This window comes from Aquipuribacter nitratireducens (assembly GCF_037860835.1).
Classification (GTDB): Bacteria; Actinomycetota; Actinomycetes; order Actinomycetales; family JBBAYJ01; genus Aquipuribacter; species Aquipuribacter nitratireducens.
On record NZ_JBBEOG010000006.1, the window covers coordinates 1 to 21,880 of the forward strand.

Here is a 21,880-nt window from a genome sequence, read left to right on the forward strand (position 1 = left end):
GTTCTCAAGGAACGGACGCACACCCACCCCAGACCCTCCCAGGCCTCAGCGGGGGCAACCCTCGTACCTTACACATCGGTCCCGGCTCGGTCAAAGCCCGGGTCCTGGACCCGGTCCTGACCCGGCGAGACGCGAGTCGGTGCGAGGTGGTCACCGCGAGCCGCCTGTCGGCAGCTCCGTTCCGGGCCCGACCACCTCGCGGTGTCCGGCTCGCCCTCGCGGCAACGAGGTAGAAGGTAGGACGGCGTCGAGCCGACGTGCAAATCGGCTGGTCAGGCCTGCGCGGCCTGTCGACGGCGGGCCGCGGACATCGCACGGTCGGCCTCACGTCGGTCCTGCCGCTCGCGCAGGGCGTGCCGCTTGTCGTACGCCTTCTTGCCGCGCGCCACGGCGATCTCGACCTTGGCCCGACCGTCCTTGAAGTACAGCTGCAGGGGCACCACCGTCAGGCCGGTGCCGCTCAGGGCCCCGGCGAGCTTCTCGATCTCGCGCTTGTGGAGGAGCAGCTTCCGGCGGCGCCGCGCGGCGTGGTTCGTCCACGTGCCCTGGGTGTACTCGGGGATGTGCACACCCTCGAGCCACACCTCGCCCTTCTCCACCGACGCGTACCCGTCGACGAGGGACGCCCGGCCGGCGCGCAGGGACTTGACCTCGGTCCCCCACAGCACGAGCCCCGCCTCGAACGTGTCCTCGATGTGGTAGTCGTGCCGGGCCTTGCGGTTGGTGGCCACGACCGTGCGTCCCTGCTCCCTGGCCATCCCGCCAGTGTGCCCCAGTCGCGGACCGCGAGGCGGTCCCCGGCCGGGCGGACGGGGCTCAGAGCCAGTTGCGCGGGTCCACCGCGACCCCGGCCTCGCGGGTCTCGAAGTGCAGGTGGCAGCCGGTGGACGAGCCGGTGGTGCCGATGTACCCGATGACCTCGCCCCGGGACACCGACCCGCCGCTGCGCGCGATCCGGCTCAGGTGCGCGTAGGCCGTCGCGAGTGACGTGCCGTCGACGCGGCCGTGGCTGATGACCACGAGGTTGCCGTAGCCGCCGCCCCAGCCCGCGGAGACCACGCGCCCGCTCGCCGCGGCCCTCACCGGGGTGCCGCAGGCCGCGGCGTAGTCCCGGCCCGTGTGCAGCTTCCGGTACCCGAGGATCGGGTGGATGCGGTACCCGAAGTTCGAGGAGATACGGGCCCCCGAGACCGGGGCGGACAGGTACCCGTCCGCCTGCGGACCGGGGTCGGGCGCCGGAGCGGGCGCGGGTCCGGGGTCGGCGGGCGGGGGACGGTTGTCCCTGGCCGCCTCCTCCCGCTGCCGCCGCAGCTCCTCCTGACGGCGGCGCTCGGCCTCCTCGGCAGCGCGTCGACGCTCCTCCTCCAGGCGCCGCTGGCGCTCCTCCTCGGCCTTCCGCTCCGCCTCGGCGATCGCGGCGAGCTGGACCTCCAGCTGCTGGTTCTCCGCCTCCAGCTCCGCGATCTCGGCCTCCTCCGCGGCCTTCGCCTGCTCGTAGGCGCGGACGGCGGCGTCCTCCTCGGCGACGAGCCGCTCGAGGGCGGCCTGCGCCTCGCGGGCCTGCTCCTCCGCGGCGGCCGTGACGACCACCTGCTGCGCCGCCTGGGCCTTGAGGTCCTCCACGCGGACGCGCTCGGCCTCGAGCCGCGCCTCCGCGTTACGGATCTCCACCTGCTGGGTGCGCAGCTGCGACAGCGCCTGCTCCTGGCTGCGTCGAGCGACCTGGGCGAACGTCACCATGTCCGCGTAGTCCTTGGCGCTGCCCGCCTCGACGAGGATCTGCAGGGGGTTGAACGTCGCGCCCTGGTACACCTCGCGCGCGACCCCGCCCACCACCTGCTGCGTCCGGTCGGCCTCGGCGGTCCTCGCCCCGAGCTCGAGTCCCGCGGCCTCCACCGCCGCCTCGGCGAGCACGAGCTCCTGCGCGAGCTCCGCGTCCCGCTGCCTGGCGGCGGCCGCCTCCGCCTCGGCCGTCGCGACCGCCTGTCGTGCGGCCGGGACCTGCGCCTGCAGGCCGGCGAGCCGCTCGGAGGCGGCCACGAGCTGACCGTTGACGTGGGCCAGCTCACCCTCGCTCACGGCCAGACCGCGCTCGACCTCGTCCTGCCGCTGCTCGACCTCTTCCCGGTCCGGGTGGACGACGGGACCGGCCGCTGCCGGCAGCTGCTGCGGCACGACCGCGACCGCCGCCAGCAGCACGACGCCGAGGGCGCCGACGAGGGACCGGGGCACGCATGACCTCCTGGAGGGGGCTGTCCGGTCGACCGGACGGCGACGGACGTTCCGCCGTTCTACACCCTGAGGTATCGCTCGAGGGTTATGAGCGACGACACGCCCGCGAACAGGACACCCGTCAGCAGCAGCCACGGGACGATCAGCATGGCGTCGGCCGTCCCGACCAGTCCCCCGAGCTGGATCCGTTCACCCACGTAGCCCTCGACGAAGAACCGTGCGAAGGCCACGAGCAGGCCGCTCGACAGCAAGGCACCCACGGTCGCCGCGATGATGCCCTCCAGCATGAACGGCAGCTGGATGAACGCCTTGCTCGCCCCGACCAGGCGCATGATGCCGATCTCGCGCCGCCGGTTGAACGCCGCCAACCGGATCGTGGTCGCGACGAGGAGCAGCGCCGCGATCAGCATCGCCCCGGCGAGCACCCAGGCGGCGAAGGTCGCGCCGTTGAGGAAGCGGAAGATCTGCTCGAACAGGTCCGACTGGTCGTCGACGGACTCGACGCCGGCGCGCCCCTCGAAGAAGGCGGCGACGGTGCCGGACTGCTCCGGGTCCGACAACCGCACCCGGAACGACTCGGGCAGCTGCTCGGCCGTCACGTTCTCCGTGATGGGCGAGCCCTCGAACTGCTCGAGGAAGCGCTCGTAGGCCTCCTGCTTCGACTCGTACTCCACGGAGTCGATGTACTGGCCGATGAGCGGGTCACGCAGCTCCGCGGCGATCTCGTCGCGCTGCTGCTGCGTCACCTCGCCGTCGGCGCACGACGGCACCGTGCTCTCGGCGCCGCACAGGAAGATCGAGACCTGCACCTCGTCGTAGACGACGGTGCGGAGCTGGTCGACCTGGCGCTGGAACAGCAGGCCGCTGCCGAGGAAGAAGAGCGAGACCGCGGTGACGATGACGACGGAGATCGTGATCGAGAGGTTGCGCCACAGCCCGACGCCGATCTCGGTGAGGACGAACCGCGCCCTCATGAGGCCCCCCCGTAGACGCCGCGCGCCTCGTCACGGACGATCACGCCCTCCTCGAGCTGGATGACGCGCTTGCGCATCTGGTCGACCATCTCGTCGTCGTGCGTCGCCATGACCACCGTCGTGCCGGTCTTGTTGATCCGGTCGAGCAGCTTCATGATCCCGACACTCGTCGTCGGGTCGAGGTTGCCCGTCGGCTCGTCCGCCAGCAGGATCGCGGGCCGGTTGACGAAGGCGCGGGCGATCGCGACGCGCTGCTGCTCGCCGCCGGACAGCTCGTCGGGACGACGGTCCCCCTTGCCGTCCAGCCCGACCAGCTGGAGGACCTCCGGGACGGTGCGGTCGGTGACGTGCTTGGGCTTGCCGATCACCTGCAGCGCGAAGGCGACGTTCTCCGCCGCGGACTTGTTGGGCAGCAGCCGGAAGTCCTGGAACACGACCCCCATCTGGCGCCGGAAGCGCGGGACCTTCCACGACGCCAGCTTCGCGAGGTCGCGGCCGGCCACGTGGACGGTGCCGGAGTTGGCCCGCTCCTCCTTGAGGCACAGGCGCAGGAAGCTCGACTTCCCGGAGCCGGACGCGCCGACGAGGAAGACGAACTCGCCCCGGTCGATGTTGACCGAGACGTCGTCGAGCGCTGCTCGCTGCTTGGCCTTGTAGACCTTGGTGACGTTGTCGAACCGGATCACGGCACACCCAGGAGTCGGGGACAGGGACGAGGAGCGGTGCTGGGTCGGGCACCGGACCGACTGACGATGGTAAGCCCGTCGCAGGAGAGCCCGGGGCGGCGCGCGGGGCGCACCTTCACACGACGAACGGAGGCCGCCTCCCGTTCCCGGGTGGCGGCCTCCGTCCGCAGCGCTGGCGCTACGGGCGCATCAGGCGCGACGCCGCCCCCGCGGGGCGCCGGCGACCGCGACCATGGAGCCGCCGGCGGCCAGGAGCAGCGCCGCCACCCCGGCGACGGTCCACAGCTCGGCGCCGGTCCGGGCGAGCACCCGGCCGGTCGGCGTGGTCGAGGTGCCCGACGGCGTCGTGACCGTGACGGTGGTCCCGGGCTGCGTGGTGGTGGTCGTCGCCGCCGGGGTCGAGGGCGACGGCTCCTGGGTGGCCGCCGGGGTGCTGGTGGTCGCGCTGGGCTCCGGCGACCCGCTCGGCGTCTCCGTCGGCGTCTCCGTCGGCGTCTCCGTCGGCGTCTCCGTGGGCGTCCCGGACGGGGTCGGCTCGACCGTGCCCGACGGGGTCTCGGTCGGGATCTCGGTCGGGGTCTCGGTCGGGGTCTCGGTCGGGGTGTCCGTCGGGGTGCCGGTTGGGGTCTCCGTCGGGGTCTCCGTCGGGGTGCCGGTCGGCGTCTCCGTGGGCGTCCCGGACGGGGTCGGCTCGACCGTGCCCGAGGGGGTCTCGGTCGGGGTGCCGGTCGGGGTCTCCGTCGGCGCCCCGGTCGGCGTCTCCGTCGGCGTCCCGGTCGGCGTCTCCGTCGGCGTCTCCGTCGGCGTCTCCGTCGGCGTCTCCGTCGGCGTCCCGGTCGGCGTCTCCGTCGGCGTCTCCGTCGGCGTCGGGGTCGGGGTCGGGGTGGGCTCGACCGTGCCGGACGGGGTCTCGCTCGGCGTGGGCACCGGGACCCAGGAGAAGGAGTAGTTGGAGACGGCCTTGCCGCTGGTGGAGCTGATGGTGAGGCTCTTCACCGGCGGGTCGACGTCCGTGTACTCCGGTCCCAGACCCTGCTTCGCGGAACCGGCCTTCACGCAGTACGAGTCGATGAGGAAGCCGTCGGGCGCCGTGATGGTCACGGTCTGCGGGTCGCCCGTCGTGTCCTTCTTCCCGGAGTCGAGGCCTGCGCACACCTGCCCCGGGTCGGGGTTGGCGAGCGCGCCCGGCGCCGCGACCGTGAGCCCGAGCGCCGCGAACAGAACGGCACCGGCCGTGACCGACGCGACCCGGCGTGTCCGCCGTCCGATGCTGACCGTGTACTCCATGTGAGCAGACCCATCCATCCGTCGTGAGAGGACGACGCCTGCGCACGGGAGCTGGTCACTGTGTGTGGCGTCGAGGACGACGGTACCCAGCCCGGAGCAGCACTACACACGCAGGGTGGCGGAGGAGCGGGTGATTGCTCCGTCCGTGTCACCGAGCGGGTGACACCGGCACGCCGTGCCCACGTGGAGTCACGGAACGTGGCGGACGGGGGAGCGGCGGCCGGCGGTGCCGCCGCACGGGATCAGACGGTCGCGTCCTGGCGACGGCGCCAGCGGATGCCCGCGTCGAGGAAGCCGTCGAGGTCCCCGTCGAGGACGGCGTCGGGGTTGTTGACCTCGAACTCGGTCCGGAGGTCCTTCACCATCTGGTACGGGTGGAGCACGTACGAGCGCATCTGGTTGCCCCAGCTCGCGCCCGTGTCCGACTTCAGCGCGTCGAGCTCGGCCTGGCGCTCACGGCGTGCGCGCTCGAGCAGCTTCGCCTGGAGGACCCGCATCGCGGCCTCCTTGTTCTGCAGCTGCGACTTCTCGTTCTGGCACGTGACGACGATCCCGGTCGGCACGTGCGTGAGGCGCACGGCGGAGTCGGTCGTGTTGACGCTCTGGCCGCCCGGCCCCGAGGAGCGGTACACGTCCACCCGCAGGTCCTTCTCCGGCACCTCGATGTGGTCGGCCTCCTGCACCACGGGGAGGACCTCGACCTCGGCGAAGCTCGTCTGGCGGCGCCCCTGGTTGTCGAAGGGGCTGATGCGCACCAGCCGGTGGGCCCCCTGCTCGACGCTGAGCGTCCCGTACGCGTAGGGCGCGGCGACCTTGAACGTCGCGGACTTCAGCCCCGCCTCCTCAGCGTAGGAGGTGTCGTAGACCTCCGTCCCGAAGCCGTGCTTCTCGGCCCACCGCAGGTACATGCGCATGAGCATCTCGGCGAAGTCCGCGGCGTCGACGCCGCCGGCGCCCGCGCGGATCGTCACGACGGCGTCGCGCGGGTCGTACTCCCCGGACAGCATGGTGCGGACCTCGAGCTGGCCGAGCAGCGACTGCAGCGCCGCCAGCTCCTTCTCGGCCTCCGCGAGGGTGTCGGCGTCGTCCTCGGCCTGGGCGAGCTCGACGAGGACCTCGAGGTCGTCGACGCGGGCGCCGGCCCGCTCGAGTCGCTCGAGCTCCGCCTGCGAGGCCGAGAGCCGGCTCGTCACCTCGGCCGCCTTGCCGGGGTCGTCCCAGAGGTCCGGCGCGGCCGCCTGCTCGTTGAGCTCCTCGATGGTGGCCCGCAGCGCGGCGACGTCGACCACGGCGAGCACGCCCTCGAGCGTGTTCCTCAAGTCGGCGATCTCGGCCGGGAAGTCCGTTGCTGCCACGCCTGGCGAGGGTACGCGCCCGCCGGTGGTGGGACCGCACCCCGGCCCGCGGCCCCGCCCGGGTCACTCCCGGAGGTCGGCGCGCAGCACCCGGCACCCGGTGGCGCCGTCGCCCTGACCGACGTCGAGCCGCTGGAGGAGACGCTGCGTGCGAGCGGCGGCGAGCACCCACGACTCCTCCGGGTCTGCGACGGCGACCTCGTCCCCGGGACGCACGACCTCGACGGCGACGGCGGCCGTGACGTCGCGGTCGGTGGTGTTGCGGAGGACGACCGCGGCCGCGAGCCCCGCCTCGCCGACCGGCACCAGCCGGCACGCTCCGACGACCTCGACCCCGTCGGCGCCGTGCCCGGCGGCGCCGGGACCGACGCCCCGACCGGCGGTCAGCCCCCAGACCAGCAGGACGACGGCGGCCCCGAGGAGTACGAGGGCCGTCCCCCGCGGCAGCGCGGTGCGCCGGTCGTCCACGTCGGTGACAGGACGAGGGTCAGAAGGCGCTCGTCGGGAGGTCCCGGTCCCCGTCGAGCACGGCACGCACGACCCGGGCGGCGACGTCGTCCGGGTCCTTGCCGGCCGGCAGCCTGGGCGCCTCGCCCGCGACGGGGTGCTCCGCGAGGCCGGTCTCCGTGTGGGGCGGGCGCACGTCGAGGACGCGCACGCGGTCCCGGCGCAGCTCGTCGCCCGCCGCCGCGGCGAGCGCCCACGACGCCGCCTTGCTCGCGGAGTACGCCGCCATGCCCTTCTGCGGGTGCTCGGCGACGACCCCGGAGAAGGTCACGAGGAAGGCGTCGCCGTGCGCGCCCGCCGACTCCCGCAGCGCGGGTGCCGCCGCCCGCAGGAGGCGGAGGGGGGCCAGCGCGTTGAGGAGGAACAGCTCGTCGACGGTGTCGTCGTCGACGTCGGTCACCGGTCCGAAGGCGACGACGCCGGCCGCGTGGACCACCCCGGCGAGCGAGCCGTGCGCCTCCAGGGCCGCCCGTACGGCCTCGGCCGGCCCTTCCGGTGTCGTGAGGTCGACGGCGCGCCTCGCCCCCTCCACCCCGGTCAGGTCGTCGAGGCGTCGCTGGTCGCGCGCGACCAGCGTGAGCGGGGCACCCGCCTCCCCGAGCAGACGGGCCACACGGCCGCCGAGCCCTCCCGTGGCGCCGGTGACGAGGACGGGGCGGCCCTCGAGCGGACGGTCCGAGGACGCCGGGTGCTCGTTCACCCCTGCACGCTCACACGGTGGCGGGAGCCCCGCACGCCGAGCGTGCCGTCCGCCGGCGTGACACGGTGAGGGCGTGGTGACGACGGGGGCCACGCCCATCCCGACGGCGGACCGGCTGCACGTGCTCGACTGGCGTCGGAGGGTCCGCGACCTCTACGAGGTCGTGCGCGGGCAACCCGACCCGACCGTGGCCCACGCGGCGTGGTGCCGGGGACGTGACGAGCTCTTCGCCACGCACCCCGCCTCGCCGCTGACCCCGGCGGAGCGGACGTCCTTCCGCGGCCTCCCGGTGCCGCCGTACGACCCGGGGTTCCGTTTCGTCGTCACCCCGGAACCCGCCGAACCGGAGCGCCTGGAGGTCGTGACGGGGACGGACGGTGTCGTGGTGTTCGAGCGCATCGGCACGGTCGCGCTCGGCGACCTCGGGCGGCTCGACCTCTGGTGGCTCGCCCAGTACGGCGGCGGGCTCTTCCTGCCGGTCCGGGACGCCCTGGCCGGCCGGGACGGCGGCACGTTCGGGGGCGGGCGCTACGTGCTCGACACGGTCAAGGGTGCCGACCTGGGGACCGGCGGCGAGGACGAGCTCCTCGTCGACCTCAACTTCGCGTACAACCCCTCGTGCGCCTACGACCCGGCGTGGGCGTGCCCGCTGGCACCGCCCGGGAACCGCCTGGAGGCCGAGGTGCCCGTCGGGGAGCTCGTGCCCGCGCCGGGCCCTTGAGCCGCCGCGACCTCCCCGTCCGGCGCCGTCCGCCCCGTAGGGGTGGGAGCGTGTCGCGTCGCGGACCACTAGCGTCGCGGTACCACCCCCGGGCAGGAGGCCTGCAACGATGACCCACGTCCCATCCGCGCCCCAGCAGCGCGACGGGCGAGCACCCCACGCCGCCACGCCCGCGGCCGCGACGGCCCCTGACGTCGTGGAGCTCGACCTGCCCGCCGACGCCGCGTACCTCGGCGTCGTCCGCACCGCGTGCGCGGGGCTCGGCGCCCGCCTCGACCTCACCCTCGACGAGATCGAGGACCTCCGCATCGCCGTCGACGAGGCGTGCACGCTCGTGCTGCGCCCCGGGGGACGGGACGACCTTGCCGACACGACCGACGCCGCACCGGGACCCGCCACGGGTGTGCGGGTGACGTCCCGCCTGCGGGCCTCCTTCAGCGTGCGCGACGACACGCTCGCCGTCCGCGTCGTCGGGCCCAACCCCCACCTGCCCGACGAGACGAGCTACGCGTGGGCCGTGCTCGAGGCGCTGGCCGGCGACGTCGCGAGCGGCACGGGGGTCGGCGAGTCGTGGATCTCGCTCTCGCACACCCGCCTGCGCGGTGCCTGACGTGGGGGGCACCGCCGGGGGGCAGCCGCACGCGCGCGTGGAGGTGGGGACCGACGAGACCGGCCGCCCCGACACCGACCCCCTGCTCGCCGAGCTCGCCGGGCTCCCCGAGACCTCGCCGCGGCGCAGCGAGCTGCGCGACGCGGTCGTGACCGCCCACCTCCCCCTCGTCCACCACATCGCCCGACGCTTCGGCGGCCGCGGCGAGCCCCACGACGACCTCGTCCAGGTCGGCACCATCGGGCTCATCAAGGCGGTCGACCGCTACGAGCCGGGCCGCGGGGTCCCCTTCGCCGGCTACGCCGTCCCCACCATCACCGGCGAGATCCGACGGCACTTCCGCGACCGCGCCGGCACGGTGCGCCTGCCGCGGCGGTTGCAGGAGGTCCAGGTGAGCGTCACCCAGGCGCGCGAGACCCTCACCCACCAGCTCGGTCGTACCCCGACGGTGGAGGAGGTGGCCCAGCACGCCGGCCTCGACGCGGACACCGTCCTGGAGGTCCTCGAGAGCGCCTACACGCTGTCGACGGTGCCGCTCGACGTCGAGTCGGGCGTGGGCGACACGCTCGGCGAGGACGACGTCGCCCTCGACGAGGTCCTCACGAGGGAGACGCTGCGCCCCGTCCTCGCCCGCCTCGCCCCGCGCGAGCGGCGCATCATCGCCCTGCGCTTCGTGCGGGGCATGTCGCAGTCGCAGATCGCCGAGGAGGTCGGCATCAGCCAGATGCACGTGTCGCGGCTGCTGACCAAGACGCTGGCCCGGCTCCGGGCCGAGATGACGCGCCCGGGGGCCGAGACCGACTGACGGCCCGGCGGCTCAGGGGGCGGGGCGTTCCCTCGGCGCCCCGCCGGCCGGGCCGACGCGCGCCGCGGCGGCCGCGCCCACCAGGCCGGTGACCGCCGCGAGGAGAGCCGCACCGGTGAGCAGCGCGACGCGGGGCGCGTCGCCCGGCGACAGCAGGGCCGGGGACCCGACGCTCAGCGCGACGAGGGCCACCAGCAGCTGGACCGTCACGAAGATCCCCCGCTGCCACGTCCGCCCGCGCCACCACGCGGCGGAAACGCGCAGCAGCAGGTAGGCGACGCCGCCGGCCGCGGCGGCCACCGCGGCTCCCAGCGCCCAGCCCCCGGAGCCCAGGCCCGAGAGCAGCGCGAGGACGGCGGCGACGAGGGCGGCGGTCGCCTCGACGCCGGCGACGACGGCGCAGGTGAGGGCGCCCCACGGAGGAAGGACTCGGGCGCCCGGCACGTTGGACACGGTAGTCACGGCGCCGGGACGTGGGCGGCGCGGCCGGGGAAGGTGTGACCGGCGGGGGGACCGGGTACCACATGCCGAGTGGCCCGAGTGAGCCGGGGCCCCTAACGTCGGACCTCGTCCGCCCCATGACGGCGAGGCGACGACGACATGACGGACGTGCGACCCGCGCGTTACGCGTATGTGACGTAGTTGGCACAACAAATTCGCGGCGAGGTCTTGTGACAGCGTGCACAAGCGTGGTCCCATGGGATCAGGCAGGCGCGGGACACCCGCGCCCAGGACCAGCAGGACCTCGGCGCCCGGAGGCGCGAGCACCACAGCAGCCCCGGAGCGGTCGCACCTCGCGACCCTCGGACCGAGCACAGACGTGGAACCCCGCGCACACCGGTGCGCGTTGACGCGAAGTGGAGAGAACGATGGACTGGCGTGACCGTGCAGCGTGCCTGGAAGAGGACCCCGAGCTCTTCTTCCCGATCGGCAACACGGGTCCCGCGATCCTGCAGATCGAGGAGGCCAAGGCCGTGTGCCGGCGCTGCGACGTCGTCGACACGTGCCTGAAGTGGGCCATCGAGACCGGCCAGGACTCCGGTGTCTGGGGCGGCATGTCCGAGGACGAGCGCCGCGCCCTCAAGCGGCGCGCCGCCCGCGCCCGCCGCGCCGGCTGAGCCGGCCACCCGCCCGCACAGGAGGCGCCCACCCGCAGGGGTGGGCGCCTCCTCGCACGTCCGGGGGGCGTCTCACCGCAGCCGCAGGTCGAGGGTGACCCTCGTCCCCCCGCCCGGGCGCGCCTCCCGCACGAACGTGCCGTGCAGCTCGGTCCGGACGAGGTTCTCGACGATCCGCGTGCCGAGCCCGGGCCGGGCGTCGGCGGCGACGCCCGACCCGTCGTCGTCGACGTGGACGACGAGCGCGTCCCCGTCGCGCTCCGCCGTGACGACGACCGTGCCCGTGCGCGGGTCCTCCGACCCGTTGACGGGGAACGCGTGCTCGGCCGCGTTGCTCACGAGCTCGTTGAGCACGAGGACCAGAGGGGTGGCGTCCGCGGCCCGGACCCGGCCGAAGGAGCCCTCCCGCCGCAGCCGGACCCGGGAGCGGCCGTCCGTGCTCGCGAGGTCGAGGGCGTTGGCCAGGCCGGTGTCGACGACGGAGTCGAAGGGCACCGACTCGTCGACCTCGTGCGCGAGGGTGTCGTAGACACCGGCGATCGCGGCGATGCGCCGACCGGCCTCGCGCAGCTCGAGCCGGGCCTGCTCGCTGTCGGTGCGGCGGGCCTGCATGCGCAGCAGGGCCGACACCGTCTGCAGGTTGTTCTTCACCCGGTGGTGGATCTCGCGGATCGTCTCGTCCTTCGTCATGAGGGCCCGCTCGGAGCGGCGGACCTCCGTCACGTCCCGGACCAGGACGAGCGCGCCCACCCGCTCGGGCACGGCCCCCGCCCCGCGCAGCAGCGGCACCGCCCGCAGGGACAGCACCGAGCCCCGCATCTCGAGGTCGCACCGCCACGGCGCCCGGCCCATGACGACGAGCGGGAGGGCCTCGTCGACGGGGTCGCGCTCCTGCAGGCTGGCGGTGACGACCTCCGCCAGCGAGCGACCGCTGACGGACACGACGCCGACGCGACGGAACGCGGACACGGCGTTCGGCGAGGCGTACGTCACGACGCCGTCGGCGTCCAGGCGCAGCAGCCCGTCACCCACGCGGGGGGCGCCGCGACGGGGTCCCGTCGGCGCCGAGCCGTAGGGGTAGGTGCCCTCCGCGAGCATGCCGAGCAGGTGGGTGCCGCTCTCCCGGTACACGAGCTCGAGGCGGCCGGGCGTGCGCGTCGACCCCGGGTCGGTGCTGCGGACGACGACGGCGACGACGTCACCGAGGGCGCGACCCTGACGCCGCCGGACCGGGAACAGGTCGACCTGCCACGGCTGCTCGTCCGCGAGCGCCGCGTCGTCCTGCGCCGTCGGGGGCGCCGGGTCGCTGCCGCCCGCCGCCACCGCCGAGAGGCGTTCGGCGAGGCCCGGCCGCGCGACCGACCCGACGACGTCGTCGTAGAAGACGGTCGCCCACGTGCTCGGACGCGCGTGCGCCACGGCGGACCAGCCACCGGACCGGTCCCGCAGCCACAGCACGAGGTCGGCGAAGCAGAGGTCGCTGACCAGCTGCCAGTCCCCTACGAGGGTGCGCAACCACTCGGCGTCGGCGTCCGGCAGGTCCGCGTGCCGGCGGACGATGTCGGTGATCGTCGTCACCGGGCGTCGTCCGCGGTCCCGCTCTTCACGACGCTGCGCAGGGTACGCAACGCCACCGACAGGGGCGCGAGGTCACGACCGGGCAGCCGCTGCACCTCGTCGAGGGTGAGCCGCGCCCGGTCGAGCGCCGCCGTGTTCGCCGACTCCCACGCCGAGATCCGCTCGGCCGCGGCGGCGACGCCGTCCGCGCCGCGGTCACCGCCGTCCCCGGCACCGCCGTCGCCGGCGGCCGGTGCGCTCGTCGTCCGCACGACGACGGTCGTGAGCTCCTCGAGCGCGGCGTAGAGGTCGTAGCGCAGGGCTGCGCGCGCGAGCGCCTGCCAGCGGTCGCCACGCGGCAGCTGGGTGATGCGGCTGAGGACCCCGTCGACCGCGTACCGGTCGGACAGGGCGAAGTACACCTCGAGGACCTCCTCCGCGGGGGCGTCCTCGCGGAGCGCGATCTCCGTGACGTCGAGGAGGCAGAACTCCTCGAGGAACCCCGCGGCGCGGGTCGCGAGGTCCTCCGGCACCCCGGCCTCACGCCGTTCGTCGACGCGCACGAGCATCTCCTCCCGCTCCTGGCCCTGCACGACCTCGAGACTGCGCGCGCGCAGTCGCGAGACGACAGGACCGAAGCGGGCGATCTCGGCGTCGACGTCGAGGGGGTCGGGTCGGTTCTGCAGCAGCCACCGCGTCGCGCGGTCGAGGAGGCGACGGAAGTCCAGCAGCAGGGCGAGCCGCGTCGGCACGGGCAGGTCGGCGCAGCGGCGCATGACCTCCTCGTGCCAGTCCGCCTGGCCGAACACCTCCCGGGCGACGGCCCACGCGCGGACGGCCCGGTCGGGCGCCGCGTTGAGCTCCTCCCCGAGGCGGAACAGGAACGTCGTGCCGGAGGTGTTGAGCACGGTGTTCGCCAGCGACGTGGCGATGATCTCCCGGCGCAGGGGGTGGGTGAGGACCTGCCGCTCGTAGGCCTCCCGCAGCCGCTCGGGGAAGTACCGCACGAGATAGCCCTCGGACCACGCCTCGTCGGGCACGGCGCTGTCGAGGAGCTGGTCGGTGAGCGTGAGCTTGGCGTAGGCGGAGACGACCGCGAGCTCCGGCGAGGCCAGGCCGAGGTCCCGCTCGGCGCGCTCGTCGAGGGTGTCGTCGTCGGGCAGGAACTCCAGCGCCCTGTCGAGCAGCCCGTTGGCGACGAGGTTGCCGATGAAGCGACGGTGCACGGGCAGCATCTCGGCCGCCTGCAGCCGCGCGTTGCCGAGCTGCACGTTGGCGTCGACGTTGTGGCGCAGCACGCGGGCCCCGATGTCGTCGGTCATGTCTGCGAGCAGCCGGTCCCGCTGCTTGTCGGTGAGGTCGCCCTCGGCGACCACCCGGTCGAGCAGGATCTTGATGTTGACCTCGTGGTCGGAGGTGTCGACGCCCGCGGAGTTGTCGATGGCGTCGGTGTTGAGCCGGACACCGGCGAGCGCCGCCTCGATCCGTCCGCGCTGGGTGAGACCGAGGTTGCCGCCCTCCCCGACGACCCGGCAGCGCAGGTCGGCGCCGTCGACGCGGAGGGCGTCGTTCGCCTTGTCGCCGACGGCGGCGTTGCTCTCGTCGGAGGCCTTGACGTACGTGCCGATGCCGCCGTTCCACAGCAGGTCCACCGGAGCGGTGAGCGCCGCCCGGATGATCTCGGTGGGGGTCATCACCGTGTCGCGCTCCGGTAGCCCGAGGACCGCGGCGGCCCTCGCCGGCAGCCGCACGGACTTCGCGCTCCGCGGGTGGACACCGCCGCCCTCGCTGAGCAGCGAGGTGTCGTAGTCCGCCCACGAGGAGCGCGGCAGCGCGAACAGCCGCGCGCGCTCCTCCCACGACCGTCCGGGGTCGGGGTCGGGGTCGATGAAGACGTGCCGGTGGTCGAAGGCGACGACGAGCCGGATGGCCTTCGACAGCAGCATGCCGTTGCCGAAGACGTCGCCCGACATGTCCCCGACGCCGACGACGGTGAAGGGGTCGGTGTCGACGTCGACGCCGAGCTCGTCGAAGTGCCAGCGGACGCTCTCCCACGCGCCGCGGGCGGTGATGCCCATGGCCTTGTGGTCGTAGCCCTTCGAGCCGCCGGAGGCGAAGGCGTCGCCGAGCCAGAAGCCCCGCTCGAGGCTGATGGCGTTGGCGACGTCGCTGAAGGCCGCGGTCCCCTTGTCCGCGGCGACCACGAGGTACGGGTCGTCGTCGTCGTGGCGGACCACGCGCACGGGCGGGACGACCGGTGCCGGGTCCTCGCCCGCGGCGAGGTCGCGGTCGTCGGTGACGTCGAGGAGGGCCCGGATGAAGGTCCGGTAGCACTCCTTGCCCGCCTCGTACCACGCCTCGCGGTCCTTCGCGGGGTCCGGCAGGTGCTTGCCGACGAAGCCACCCTTGGCGCCGGTCGGCACGATGACGACGTTCTTCACCTGCTGCGCCTTGACGAGCCCCAGCACCTCCGTGCGGAAGTCCTCCAGCCGGTCCGACCAGCGCAGCCCGCCGCGCGCGACGTCGCCGAAGCGCAGGTGCACGCCCTCGACCTTCGGCCCGCACACCCAGATCTCGTGCGCCGGGCGCGGGTCGGGCAGGTCCGGCACGAGGCGGGGGTCGAGCTTCACCGCCACCGTCGGGTTCGGCTCGCCGGCACCGTCGCGCTGGTAGAAGTTCGTCCGGTCCGTCGCCACGACGGTCGCGAGCAGCGACCGCAGGATCCGGTCGTGGGTGAGGTTGTCGACGTCGTCGAGCGCCTGCTCCACCGCCATCGCGGCGCGGTCGGCCGCCCCCAGGCGGGCCGGGGAGGGGCGACCGGCGTCGGTCTGGCTGAAGCGGTCCGGCTCGAAACGCGTCTCGAAGACGGCGACGAGCAGCCGGGCGACCTCCGGGTTCGCCGCCAGCACGCCCGCGATGTAGTCCTCGGAGAACGTCGTCCCGGTCTGGCGCAGGTACCGCGCGTAGGTCCGCAGCACCACGACCTGCCGCCACGTGAGCCCGGCACGGAGCACGAGCCGGTCGAACCGGTCGGACTCGCTCGTGCCGCACCACGCGGACACGAACGCGTCCGTGAAGCGCCGGGCCAGCCGCGCGGGGTCCGTCGTCGTGCCGGGCTCGACGGCGCCGGAGGGCAGGCGGAGCCCGAAGTCGTACACCCAGTGGTCGACGCGCGGGGTGCCGGCCCTCGCGTCGTCCTCGCCGTCCTGGTCGTCGCCGCGCAGGTGGTACGGCCGCTGGTCGACGACCTCCACGCCGAGGTGGTCGAAGAACGGCAGCACCTCCGACAGCCCGAGCTGCTCCCGGCGGTAGATCTTGAGGCGCGAGTGCCGGGAGGCGGCCCCGACGGGCGTGTAGAGGAGGAGGTCGAGGTCGGGCGCGGCGGCGCGACCGGCCTCCAGCCGCTCGAGGCGGACGAGGTCCCCCACCGCGACCCTCGCCTGGACGTCCTCCTTGTACCCCTCGGGCAACGTGCCGGACCAGCGCCGCGCCATCCGGACGGCCTCGCCCTCGCCGAGCTCGGTCCGCAGGCCGTCGGCGAGGTCCTCCTCCCAGGTCCGGGTCGCGGCCACCAGCCGCTGCTCGACGGCGTCGAGGTCGACCTCGCGGGCCTCGTCGCCGGAGGAGCCGTCCGGGGCCTGCCGCGAGGCGAGCCTCACGACGAAGTGCAGCCGGGCGAGGACCGACTCCGACACCCGGGCCGAGTGCTCGATGTGGGTGCCGCCGAAGGCCTCGACGAGGATGTCCTGCATGACGAGCCGGACCTCGGTCGTGTACCGGTCGCGCGGCAGGTAGACCAGGCACGACACGTACCGGCCGAAGGGGTCGTGCCGGACGAACAGGCGGGTGCGCCGCCGCTCCTGCAGCTGCAGGACCCCGAGGGCGATCCGCTGGAGCGTCGGGACGTCGGAGGCGAACAGCTCGTCGCGCGGGTAGGTCTCGAGGATGGTGAGGAGGTCCTTGCCGGAGTGGCTGCGGGGGCCGAAGCCGCTGCGCTCGAGGACCGTCGCCACCTTCCGGTCGACCACGGGCACCGAGCTGACCGACTGGGTGTACGCCGCGGACGACAGCAGCCCGAGGAAGCGGCGCTCCCCCACCACCCGCCCGTCGTCGTCGTACGTCTTGACCCCCACGTAGTCGAGGTAGGTGGCGCGGTGGACCGTCGCGCGGGAGTTCGCCTTCGTGAGCACGAGGACGTCCGGGCGACGGGCCTGGGCCGTCACCGAGGGCCCGAGCTCGTTGCGGCTGGGCTGCTCGTCCCCGCTGCGCATGATGCCGAGCCCGGTGCCGGGCACGGACTCCAGGACGGCGGTGTCGTCGCTGGCGCCCGGCCGCAGCGCGTACTCGCGGTACCCGAGGAACGTGAAGTGCTCGTCGGCGAGCCAGTGGAGCAGCCGCGCGGCCTCGGCGGTGTCGTCGGGGTCGACGGTCCCCGCGGGCAGGGAGTCCGCGAGCACCGCGACCTCGTCGGCGAGGCTGCTGGCCCGCCGGCGCATCTCCGGCCAGTCCTCGACCGCCGCCCGGACGTCGTCGAGGACGGCCCCGATGCCCTCGGCGAGCGCGTCGTCGTCGGAGCCGGTCCCGTCGGCCTCGTCGTCGCCGGACGCGCCGGTCCCCGAGCGGCCCGCCTCGCCGGGGGCGCTGCGGTCGACCTCGACCGAGATCCACGACTCGACGACGACGCCGGGCCGCTCGTCGTCGGGGTCGGTCTCCCCGTGCGTGACGGCGAGGACCTCCTGCAGGACGCCGTCGTCGTCCCGGCGCACGACGACCTGCGGGTGCACGACGAGGTGGATGCCGCGCCCGTGGCGGGACATCTCGTTCGTCACCGAGTCGACGAGGAACGGCATGTCGTCGGTGACAACGTGGACGACCGTGTGCGGCGAGGCCCACCCGTCGACCTCGACGGAGGGCGTGAAGACGCGGACGAGGTGCGTGCCCGGGGTGCGGCGCTCGGCGAGGCCACGGTGGGCGAGGACCTGCCCGCACACGTCGGTCGGGTCCCGGTGGAGGAGGTCGTCGTCCGCGACGTCCGCGTAGTACCCCGCGAGCAGCGTCCGGTCGCCCGGACCGCACCCCCGCTGCGTCGCGACGGTCTCGGCACGGTCGAGGAGGGACGATCGGTCGTCGACCATGCCCCGACCGTAGTCCTGCCCCGCGATGCACCCAACCGGCGGCCGGACCACCCGTTCGCCGTCACCGGACTGCGGCACTGTGTGACCGACCGGCTGACTGCGGCGCCGTGCTGCTCTACCGTCACCACGTGGACATGTCGACCGACCTGCGCTGGCCCGCGCCGCCCGACGAGGTCGTCGGCGCGCGACTCGACGAGGACTTCCTCGCGGCCGTGGCCCGCCGCACCGGCGCGCTCGACCACGAGGTCCGGGTCGACGGGCTCCGCACCACGGTGCGGCGCGTCATGCCCACCGACCGGTTCCCCGACTTCGCCCGTCGCCTCGCCGGCGACCGCCTCACGCTCGTCGAGACGACGACGTGGGCGCCGGACCCGACCGCGACGGGCGGTCGGACCGGGGTCGTCGAGCTCGAGGTCGACGGGGCGCCGCTGCGGGCACGGTTCACCACCGCGCTCGAGCCCTCGGCGGGCGACGGGACCGTCGAGCAGGTGCGCGGCGAGGTCGTGGCGCGCGTGCCGATCGTCGGCGGCCGCATCGAGAAGGCCGTCGTGCCGGCGCTCGAGGCCGCGATGGCCGCGCAGGTCGACATCTTCGAGGAGCGCCGCGGCCGTGGGTGAGCGCACGGGGCCGTCGTGACGCGCGCGGCGACCCCCGGCGGCGAGCGCGCGGGCGACGGGGGCGGCCCCCCTCCTCTGCCCGCCCTGCTGGGCACCGAGGACCTCCACGAGGTCGACTCGCGGGCCCGTGCGCTGCTCGGCCCGGACCCCCTCCAGGCCGACGAGCTCCTCAGCCTCGCCGTCGACCGGCTCGAGCGGGCGGTCCGGGAGGGACCGCGGGTCGCCGGCGTCGCCGCCGACGTCGACCTCGACCACTGGCGCGCCCAGCTGCTGTACGCGCGCGCGGCGCAGCGGCACTACCGCAACGAGCCGAAGGCGCTCGTCGACCTCCAGCTCGCCGCCGACATCGTCGACGCCGAGCGCAGCCCCCTGCTCGCCTCGCTCGTGCTCAACGGCCGCGCGATCTGGGAGGGCTTCGAGGGGCGCGTCGAGGACCAGGTCGTCACCCTCACCCGCGCCCTCGACGTCGTGTCGCGGGTCGACGGCCAGCGCGCGCTGGCCGTGCGCGGCGCCGTGCGGATCAACCTCGCGGAGGTGCTCGCCGACGTCGGCGACAGCGAGCGCGCCCTCGGGCTGCTGACGGCGGCCCTGCCCGACACCCGCGTGCTCGGCGACCCCGAGCAGCTCGAGCAGATCCACTCCACCGCGGTGCGGGTGGCCGGGCAGTGGCTGGTCCGCCCCGACGGCGTCGACCAGGCCCCCCACGACCGCGCCGAGCGGGTGCGGGAGGACGTCCAGCTGTGGGCCGCCGCGGCCGCCGAGGCGGCCGAGGCCGCCGCCCGACGCGACCCGGTCGTGTCCAACCGCCGGCACGCGACGTACGCCCTCGCCCGGGCCGCGCACCTGCGGGGGGAGACCGACGAGGCGCTGCGGCTGGCCCAGGAGGCCGTGCGGCTCACCGAGGAGCGGGGCGAGCCCGACCACCTCGTGCGCTGCCGGGCGCTCGCCGGTGAGCTGCTCGTCGCGCGCGGCCACCACGAGGAGGCCCTCGAGCAGCTCCAGCAGGTGGTGGCAGGCTCCGGCGTCGTCGCGACGGCCTCCCAGCTCACCTCCTGGTACCTCGTCGCCGACTGCCTCGAGGCGCTCGGCCGCCACCGCGAGGCGATGTCCGCCCTCCACGAGTACGTCCGGCACAGCGGCGTGTCCCGCGACCTGCGGCTGCGCAACACCGCGGCGATGGCCGCGGTCACGCTCATGCGGGAGCGGGCGGAGCAGGAGCGGGACCTCGCACGACGGGACGGGCAGGAGGCACGGCGCCTCGCCCGCGTCGACCCCCTGACCGGCGTGGGGAACCGGCTGGCGTTCGAGGACGCGCTCGCCGGGCTCGCGGCGGCCGGCTCCCCGACGTGCCTGGCGCTCCTCGACCTCGACCACTTCAAGGTGGTCAACGACGTCCACGGCCACCTCGTGGGCGACGAGGTCCTCCGCAGCGTGGCGGCGGAGGTGACGGCCGTCCTCGCCGAGGCCGACGCCGGGGCGCGGGTGTTCCGGATCGGGGGCGAGGAGTTCGCCGCGGTGCTCACGCACGACGAGGAGGCGCCGCGCGCCGGTGCCGTCCAGACCCTCGAGCTCGTCCGGCGGCGGGTGGCCGCCCTCGAGGTCCGGACCGCCACCGCGACGATCACCCTCACCCTGTCGGCCGGGCTCGCGGTCGGGGTCGTCGGCACGCTCGGCGACTCCACCCACCGCGCCCTGCTGAGCCACGCCGACCAGAACCTGTACCGGGCCAAGCGGCGCGGCCGCGACCGGGTCGTCGCCGACTAGCCGCAGCGGCGACGGCCCCTCACGCGGCACTCACCCCATGTGGGGGTAGCGGTGGTCGGTCGGCGCGACGAACGTCTCCTTGACCGTCCGGGGCGACACCCACCGCAGGAGGTTGTGCACGGCGCCGGCCTTGTCGTTGGTGCCGCTCGCCCGGCCACCGCCGAAGGGCTGCTGCCCGACGACCGCGCCCGTCGGCTTGTCGTTGACGTAGAAGTTGCCGGCCGCGAAGCGCAACGTCGTCGTCGCCTCGGCCACCGCGTACCGGTCCCGCGCGAACACCGCCCCCGTGAGGGCGTACGGCGCGACGGACTCCATCTGCGCGAGCATCGACGACCAGCCGTCGGGACGGGCGTCGTCCCACACGTGGACCGCGAGGACCGGCCCGAAGTACTCGGTGGAGAAGACCTCGTCCGCCGGGTCGGCGACCTCGACGACCGTCGGGCGGACGAACCACCCCTCGCTCCGGTCGTACGTGCCACCGGCCAGGACCTCGATGCCCGGCTCGGCGTGGGCGCGGTCGACGGCGGCGGAGTTGCGTGCGAACGACCGCTCGTCGATGACTGCGCCCCCGAAGTTCGAGAAGTCGTCGACCGGGCCGTACGCCAGCGACTCCGTCGTCGCGACGAGGGCGTCGCGGACACCCGCCCGCCACAGCGACGCGGGCACGTACGCGCGGGACGCCGCCGAGCACTTCTGACCCTGGTACTCGAAGGCGCCCCGCACGAGCGCGGTCACCAGCGCCTCCGGGTCGGCGCTGGGGTGGGCGACGACGAAGTCCTTGCCGCCGGTCTCCCCGACCAGGCGCGGGTAGGAGTGGAAGCGGGAGATGTTCTCCCCGACCGTGCGCCACAGGTGCTGGAAGGTCGCCGTCGAGCCGGTGAAGTGGATGCCGGCGAGGTCCGGCGCCGCCAGCAGGACGTCGGAGACGGCGAGGCCGTCGCCGGGCAGGAGGTTGACGACGCCGTCCGGCAGGCCCGCCTCGCGCAGCAGCCGCATGGTGACGACGGCGGCGAGGGTCTGCGTCGGCGACGGCTTCCACACCACCGTGTTGCCCATGAGCGCCGGGGCGGTCGGCAGGTTGCCCGCGATGGCGGTGAAGTTGAAGGGGGTGATCGCGTACACGACCCCCTCGAGCGGCCGGTGGTCCGTGCGGTTCCACACCCCCGGCGAGTTGCGGGGCGGCTGCTCGGCGAGGAGCCCGCGGGCGTAGTGGACGTTGAAGCGCCAGAAGTCGGCGAGCTCGCACGCGGAGTCGATCTCCGCCTGCTGCGCGCTCTTCGACTGCCCGAGCATGGTCGCGGCGTTCATGCGCGCACGCCACGGCCCGCTCAGCAGGTCGGCGGCACGCAGCAGCACGGCGGCGCGGTCGTCGAACGACAGCCTCCGCCACCCGGGCGCGGCGGCGCGGGCGGCCCGCAGCGCCGCCTCGGCGTCGGCGTGGTCGGCGCCGCGGCCGCGGCCCAGCACGTGGGCGTGGGCGTCCGGCCGGCGCACCTCGAACTCCTCACCGGACCCGAGCCTCACGTCGCCGCCGACGGTGAGCGGCAGCTCCGCGACCTCGCCGAGGGTCGCGCCGACCGCCTTCTCGAGGGCGGCCCGCTCGGGGCTGCCGGGCGCGTAGCCGAGGACCGGCTCGTTGCGGGGCGGCGGGGGCGAGGTGACGGCGTCGAAGCCGCCACCCGGCGTGTGGTCGGTGCTCGTCATGTCGTCACGCTAGCCCTCGTGGGGGACGACGCGTCCACCGCTGCCGCCGACCTGCTGCCGCACGACGCGACTCCTCGCCATACTGCCATCGGGGCCGGCCGTCGGGGT

At 74.6% G+C, this 21,880-nt stretch carries 18 protein-coding genes; 6 read left to right on the top strand and 12 right to left on the bottom strand.

Going from position 1 to position 21,880, the window contains the following annotated elements:
- Nucleotides 1–272: 272 nt before the first annotated feature.
- The 8 genes from smpB to WAB14_RS12185 all read right to left on the bottom strand — a co-directional run bounded on the left by smpB (nt 273) and on the right by WAB14_RS12185 (nt 7,741).
- Nucleotides 273–758, bottom strand: a complete 486-nt coding sequence (smpB, locus tag WAB14_RS12150; RefSeq protein WP_340270126.1) for an SsrA-binding protein SmpB — start codon at nt 756–758, stop codon at nt 273–275.
- Nucleotides 759–816: 58 nt separating this feature from the next.
- Nucleotides 817–2,232, bottom strand: a complete 1,416-nt coding sequence (locus WAB14_RS12155; RefSeq protein WP_340270127.1) for a peptidoglycan DD-metalloendopeptidase family protein — start codon at nt 2,230–2,232, stop codon at nt 817–819.
- A gap of 59 nt (nt 2,233–2,291) precedes the next feature.
- Nucleotides 2,292–3,206 (bottom strand): permease-like cell division protein FtsX, encoded by a 915-nt coding sequence (gene ftsX / locus WAB14_RS12160; protein ID WP_340270128.1) that lies wholly within the window; start codon nt 3,204–3,206, stop codon nt 2,292–2,294.
- Complete coding sequence (gene ftsE, locus WAB14_RS12165) at nt 3,203–3,892, bottom strand: cell division ATP-binding protein FtsE (protein ID WP_340270129.1); 690 nt, start codon at nt 3,890–3,892, stop codon at nt 3,203–3,205. Before ftsE ends, ftsX begins: the two co-directional genes overlap by 4 nt.
- A gap of 189 nt (nt 3,893–4,081) precedes the next feature.
- Nucleotides 4,082–5,179: a hypothetical protein gene (locus tag WAB14_RS12170; protein ID WP_340270130.1), complete on the bottom strand. Its 1,098-nt coding sequence runs from the start codon at nt 5,177–5,179 to the stop codon at nt 4,082–4,084.
- A gap of 242 nt (nt 5,180–5,421) precedes the next feature.
- Entirely contained in the window at nt 5,422–6,507 is a 1,086-nt protein-coding gene (gene prfB, locus WAB14_RS12175; protein ID WP_377003241.1) for a peptide chain release factor 2, read from the bottom strand.
- A gap of 90 nt (nt 6,508–6,597) precedes the next feature.
- A complete protein-coding gene (locus WAB14_RS12180; protein WP_340270132.1) occupies nt 6,598–7,002 on the bottom strand; it encodes a hypothetical protein in 405 nt (134 codons plus the stop codon).
- 19 nt (nt 7,003–7,021) lie between these two features.
- Nucleotides 7,022–7,741 carry an SDR family NAD(P)-dependent oxidoreductase gene (locus WAB14_RS12185; RefSeq protein ID WP_340270133.1) on the bottom strand — a complete coding sequence of 240 codons (720 nt, stop codon included), beginning with the start codon at nt 7,739–7,741 and terminating at the stop codon, nt 7,022–7,024.
- A gap of 73 nt (nt 7,742–7,814) precedes the next feature.
- Here WAB14_RS12185 and WAB14_RS12190 point away from each other — a divergent pair, with 73 nt between their 5' ends.
- The 3 genes from WAB14_RS12190 to WAB14_RS12200 all read left to right on the top strand — a co-directional run bounded on the left by WAB14_RS12190 (nt 7,815) and on the right by WAB14_RS12200 (nt 9,877).
- Entirely contained in the window at nt 7,815–8,462 is a 648-nt protein-coding gene (locus tag WAB14_RS12190; protein ID WP_340270134.1) for a DUF1684 domain-containing protein, read from the top strand.
- A 109-nt stretch (nt 8,463–8,571) separates the two neighbouring features.
- The gene (locus tag WAB14_RS12195) at nt 8,572–9,072 is read left to right on the top strand and encodes an anti-sigma regulatory factor (protein ID WP_340270135.1); all 501 of its coding nucleotides are present in this window, start codon (nt 8,572–8,574) and stop codon (nt 9,070–9,072) included.
- Entirely contained in the window at nt 9,065–9,877 is an 813-nt protein-coding gene (locus WAB14_RS12200) for a SigB/SigF/SigG family RNA polymerase sigma factor (RefSeq protein ID WP_340270136.1), read from the top strand. The genes WAB14_RS12195 and WAB14_RS12200 overlap by 8 nt, the downstream gene beginning before the upstream one ends.
- Nucleotides 9,878–9,889: 12 nt before the next feature.
- Here the strand turns inward: WAB14_RS12200 and WAB14_RS12205 are convergent, their stop codons facing one another.
- A complete protein-coding gene (locus WAB14_RS12205; RefSeq protein WP_340270137.1) occupies nt 9,890–10,321 on the bottom strand; it encodes a hypothetical protein in 432 nt (143 codons plus the stop codon).
- A 425-nt stretch (nt 10,322–10,746) separates the two neighbouring features.
- On the opposite strand from WAB14_RS12205, the gene WAB14_RS12210 reads away from it, so the two are divergent.
- Nucleotides 10,747–10,995 (top strand): WhiB family transcriptional regulator, encoded by a 249-nt coding sequence (locus tag WAB14_RS12210; RefSeq protein WP_336923923.1) that lies wholly within the window; start codon nt 10,747–10,749, stop codon nt 10,993–10,995.
- Nucleotides 10,996–11,067: 72 nt separating this feature from the next.
- Here WAB14_RS12210 and WAB14_RS12215 read toward each other — a convergent pair whose 3' ends face one another.
- Together WAB14_RS12215 and WAB14_RS12220 are read right to left on the bottom strand one after the other, a co-directional pair.
- Nucleotides 11,068–12,573, bottom strand: coding sequence for a sensor histidine kinase (locus WAB14_RS12215; RefSeq protein WP_340270142.1), 1,506 nt, complete (start codon nt 12,571–12,573; stop codon nt 11,068–11,070).
- A complete protein-coding gene (locus WAB14_RS12220) occupies nt 12,570–17,687 on the bottom strand; it encodes an NAD-glutamate dehydrogenase (RefSeq protein ID WP_340270143.1) in 5,118 nt (1,705 codons plus the stop codon). The genes WAB14_RS12215 and WAB14_RS12220 overlap by 4 nt, the downstream gene beginning before the upstream one ends.
- Nucleotides 17,688–17,821: 134 nt before the next feature.
- Between WAB14_RS12220 and WAB14_RS12225 the strand changes: the two genes are divergently transcribed.
- Complete coding sequence (locus tag WAB14_RS12225; RefSeq protein ID WP_340270433.1) at nt 17,822–18,304, top strand: DUF2505 domain-containing protein; 483 nt, start codon at nt 17,822–17,824, stop codon at nt 18,302–18,304.
- A 15-nt stretch (nt 18,305–18,319) separates the two neighbouring features.
- Nucleotides 18,320–20,068 (top strand): GGDEF domain-containing protein, encoded by a 1,749-nt coding sequence (locus tag WAB14_RS12230; RefSeq protein ID WP_340270145.1) that lies wholly within the window; start codon nt 18,320–18,322, stop codon nt 20,066–20,068.
- Nucleotides 20,069–20,098: 30 nt separating this feature from the next.
- Here the strand turns inward: WAB14_RS12230 and pruA are convergent, their stop codons facing one another.
- The gene (gene pruA, locus WAB14_RS12235; protein ID WP_340270147.1) at nt 20,099–21,772 is read right to left on the bottom strand and encodes an L-glutamate gamma-semialdehyde dehydrogenase; all 1,674 of its coding nucleotides are present in this window, start codon (nt 21,770–21,772) and stop codon (nt 20,099–20,101) included.
- Between the last annotated feature and the right edge of the window lie 108 nt (nt 21,773–21,880).